We start from the raw sequence: 4,628 nt of genomic DNA, 5'->3' as shown, positions 1-4,628 counted from the left end.
AAGCCAAGAAAGGTTACTAAAAAGCGTTACCATTCTCATGCCGCTTAATCATTACCCATCTCTTGAAGTCATACCAAATAGCTTTTTATATAATCAGAAAACATATAAGAAAATCATATGCTAGAAATAATCTACAAAGAAAACGAAAAATTTATTTTAGCCATTATATCAGTTATAGTAGGCTGGCTTTTAAATACCTTTAATTCTATTATTAAAAATAATGCAGAAAAAATAATAATCAGAAATCGAACCATCGCAATTTTATATGAAATAAGATTTCACTTAAAGAAAATAACAGAATTTTCATATTATATAGATATTTTCATTAACGAGTATCTAAGCAAACTTAATGCATCCGATCTAAGGTTAGACAATATAAAGTTACGAGCCTTAATTCACCATTTTATAGAATCAAAAAAACCGTTCTATCAGTTTAAAAATATCGAACAAATAAGACAATTGTACAACTCTCAAATTATGGAGTTAATATCTATTCACCCTATTCTGGGGTATGAATTAATCGGTATGGAATCAAAACTATTGATAGACTCCGATATAGATTCAATAATTGATGATCTCATTCAAAACATTAATATAAAAGTAAATGAAGAAGATAAAACAGAAATAAATAAATTAAAACATAAAATAAAAGAATACATAATAAATTCCTCTCAGATCGATATAGAAAAATATATAAAAAAATTAGCCATTAGAAATGGCATATCAAAATATATAACAAATCGTTACTACATTTATAAAACGCGAAATATTGATATAATTTTTATAAAAAAAGAAATAGAGAAATACACATTAACAATATTGGGCTAGTCAATAAATTCGCCACTACGTATAACAACGGCTTACTGCTTCGCTTCGGGACGAGCCCTCGCTTGGGCTACGCCAAATTGTCCTCCTGTCACTCGCTTGCATCCGCAAGCTACGTGCCAGTCCCTAACGTCCCGTCCGGGACTCAGGGTCGGACAACTTCAGTAAGCCTAGTTCGTTATATGCAATTGCATCAATAGTTTCGATATAAATAATCAATTTTTGTCAATATTTTATTATTTATTGAATTTCAAAGTATTTCCTTATAACAATAAAATGAACAAAAATGTATAATTATTCACTCTGCTATAAAAAAATCGTTGCATATAGAAATAATTTATTGATGTTTTAGTTTATAATTAAATTCAATAATAAACATTATCTAAATTAACAAGGAGCTAATGAATGAAATTTATCAAGGTAAAAAACAAAAACAATACATCAGGAAAAACTCCTCCGTCTCCTTATTCAAGTTGGTTAGATTTCTGGGAGAAAAAAAAAGGTAAAAAAGCCACCAAATGTGAAGCCATGTCTTGCAACGGAAAGCCTGACGTAGGTGGCCATGTTATTAAATCTGGAGAAAGCAGTAAAGAATACATACTACCTTTATGTTATTCACATAATAATAAGTCTTCAGAAGAAGAGTTCAGTGCATGGGAAACAGACTTGATTCCTGTTTCTTGAAAATCATTAAATCTCTCCTAAGACTGGATAAATAATAATTTATGTATTACGAATTCATTATTTATCCATTTAAAACCAAAAATAATTAATTAAGACATTTAATAATTTTTTTTCTGTCTCAGAAAGTAACTGATTTAATGCGAAATATCTAATTCCAATAATCAATAAATAAAAAAATTCGTCTCAATGCAACTGCATATAACAGCGACTAACCGCTTCGCTTCGGGACTTGCGCCCTCGCTCGGTCTGTGACACATAGGCTTCTGGCACTCCTCTTGCTTACGCAAGCGTCGTTCCAGTCCCTAACGTCCCGTTGGGACTCAGGGCCAGCCTACGTCGGTTAGTCTAGTTCGTTAGTTGCAATGTGCTAAATTTCGTTCTCGTCAGGTTTCTTTATTTCACTTTTTTATTTATACGGAAGTCTAGATTAATAGTATATTAAACTCTTAACGCTTGTTGATCAAAGTCTCTCTTTGATTTACTTTGCTTCGTCTGTTGAAGAATTCTGGTGGGACTTCCAGTTCTTTCTTATTGTTAATATATTCTCGAACGGCACACTGCAACTAACAGCGTTTTAACGCTTCACTTCGGGACGAGCCCTCGTTCGGCCTGCGGCAAATTTCCCGCTATCCCTAACGCCTACTACGCAGGCTCAGGGCGGGAAACTTCGTTAACACTAGTTCGTTATACGCCATCATATTAAAATACATTCATAGAGTAGAAAATGCCCAATATCAGACTTACACTAAAAACACCAGACAAAATTAACTTTAATTCTTGGGAAATAACTAACTATTTGAATAGAATCGCTTCCTACCATTACAAACATGAAGCTTTAGGTGAACTATTGCGAATGATCTCCAAGAGTGAAAGTATTGGAAGTGCATTTGTATTATCAGAATCCTTCTTAATAGATAGACCGTACAAATTTTTATCTAAAATCAATTTAGGCGAAAAATCAGTAGTATCGCTACTAAATATTGGAAAAATTATTCCACTCATTCCAAATAAACTATTTTCACAACTAAATTTTTCATATGACTTACTAAGTTTAGATTATTCTATACAAGAAACAATCGAATCAAAGAAAGAACCAAGAACATCATATATTTCAAAAAACATAAATCAACTAATTGGAGATAGATTTGTGGAGAAATATGAAGAAAAAATAAGCCAAATATTAAGGACTGTGAAACGTAAAGAACGAAGTAAAATTGAAAAACAATTAACTCAATTATCAAAAGGATATAATTCAAAAAGATTTATTGATTTTGCTGAAATCGAAAAGTTAGAAAAGCAAACAGTACAAGAATTAACAAATAATTTCAGAAAAAGAGTTTCATACCTTCAACGACCAGTCTTAGGAATTCTTACAAACAAAAATCAATTTATCATAGCTGCAACAGATTTAATACAAAATTCAGAAGACTCCAAGTCCTATTTTATAATTAGAGATTTGAGTAAAGAAAACCCTGTAACGATCAATATAGACATATTCGGAGATATATTACACGATTTAATTTTCCCAACAAAACAAAGACTACAAGAAGAACTCTTACAAACCGATATCGATTACAAAAAACAGTTAATAATAAAACAAAAATTAGAAAATATCGAAAAGATTCTAGAACTTCATTCAAAATATTATTCCTACATTGAAAATAATAAGAAAGGAGAAGCATCCTATATTGAAACTCAATTACAGTTTTTACTTTCGGAGATGCAAGGAGATATGGCAAGGAAAAGCATTAGAGTTTCACGAGGAGCAGATATAGACATAAAGTCTGTTAATATACTGGCATAAATATGACGGCGTATAACAGCACGGAAACGCTGCGCTTCGGCACTGCCGGCCTCGCTTGGCCTGCGGCACATTCCCCTTCTGGCACTCGCTTGCATACGCAAGCTACGTGGCCAGTCCCTAACGTCCCGTTGGGACTCAGGGTCGGACAACTTCAGTAAGCCTAGTTCGTTATGCGTAATTAAAAATGAATTCATTCGTAAAATTTTTAAGCAAAAATAGGGAACTTTTTTTCCAATACCAAGACCGTAAAATTATTTATCTAGATTTAAACTATTGGATAGATTTCATAAAATTTGAAAACAATCTAGTAGTTAGAAAAGGAATACCTGAACTTTACAAACTTCTATTAGATAGTATCGAAAAAAAGAAAGCTATTACACTAATTTCAGATATTCATCTAAGAGAAAATTTTAAGAAAAAAAAATACAATAATTATAGTAGTTTAATTAAAATATTCCAAAAGCTTTCTAAAAACTTCTGCATTATTCCTATGATTGAGAGAGAACTAAATGAGCTAAATTATGCAGTATTATTTGCTAAAGGAAAATTGAATGATTTTCAAGAAAGAAGGAAGTCAATATATACAAAGCCAATTTTTGCATATCATGCAAACTTCCCAAATTTTGACGAATCAGAAAATAGAGAAGAATTAGAAGATTCTTACTTAAATTTCAGCTGGGAAAAAAGTCTTTCTGATATATTTGTAAATCCAGCAATAGATCTCGGGAAATTCCAGAATATCGAAGATCATGAAGAAGAAGTTTTCAGAATTTTGACAACAGGAAAAGCAGAAAACCTAAGTGATTCAAATTCATTTGACGAGCTGTTAGGAAAAGAATTATTTGGCTCACTTGACTTCTATACCGACTATATTACTACCGCTTTAAGGAATCTGGGAGAGAAAGAATATGATGTAAATTCAGAAACAATAGCTACCCGTAACCATATTTTCTACATCTTGCATAAAGAAAAAAAATTTAACATCTTTCCGAGCGTTGCAATTGGAGCTGGCATCCACAGTCTAATCAGATGGAATAAACCAATGGAATATCAGAAAAGTTTAAGCTTTGATATCCTCCACTCGAAAGTTGCAATACCATATTCGGATATCTTCCTTACAGATGGACACATTTCTAGTTTGATAAATAATAAACAATTAAAAATGATCAATAACTTTAACTGTCAAGTGACATCCGATCCGGAAATAGCGATAGAGTTGTTATCTCATTTTTAACTACGCATAACAGCGACTAACCGCTTCACTTCGGGACTTACGCCCTCGTTCGGTCTACGACACATAGGCTTTTGTCACTCC

4 protein-coding genes are annotated in these 4,628 nt (G+C 32.1%); all 4 read left to right on the top strand.

Annotated features, from left to right (window positions below; genetic code table 11):
- The first annotated feature begins 117 nt into the window (after positions 1-117).
- Positions 118-828 carry a hypothetical protein gene (locus tag EHQ70_RS17435; protein ID WP_135588572.1) on the top strand — a complete coding sequence of 237 codons (711 nt, stop codon included), beginning with the start codon at positions 118-120 and terminating at the stop codon, positions 826-828.
- 402 nt (positions 829-1,230) lie between these two features.
- Entirely contained in the window at positions 1,231-1,509 is a 279-nt protein-coding gene (locus EHQ70_RS17430) for a hypothetical protein (RefSeq protein WP_135588570.1), read from the top strand.
- Positions 1,510-2,233: 724 nt separating this feature from the next.
- The gene (locus tag EHQ70_RS17425; protein ID WP_135588568.1) at positions 2,234-3,313 is read left to right on the top strand and encodes a hypothetical protein; all 1,080 of its coding nucleotides are present in this window, start codon (positions 2,234-2,236) and stop codon (positions 3,311-3,313) included.
- A 184-nt stretch (positions 3,314-3,497) separates the two neighbouring features.
- Positions 3,498-4,547 carry a hypothetical protein gene (locus tag EHQ70_RS17420; protein ID WP_135588566.1) on the top strand — a complete coding sequence of 350 codons (1,050 nt, stop codon included), beginning with the start codon at positions 3,498-3,500 and terminating at the stop codon, positions 4,545-4,547.
- Positions 4,548-4,628 lie beyond the last annotated feature (81 nt).

Source organism: Leptospira congkakensis, from assembly GCF_004770265.1.
GTDB classification, from domain to species: domain Bacteria; phylum Spirochaetota; class Leptospiria; order Leptospirales; family Leptospiraceae; genus Leptospira_A; species Leptospira_A congkakensis.
This window is presented reverse-complemented; position numbering and strand designations above follow the sequence as displayed.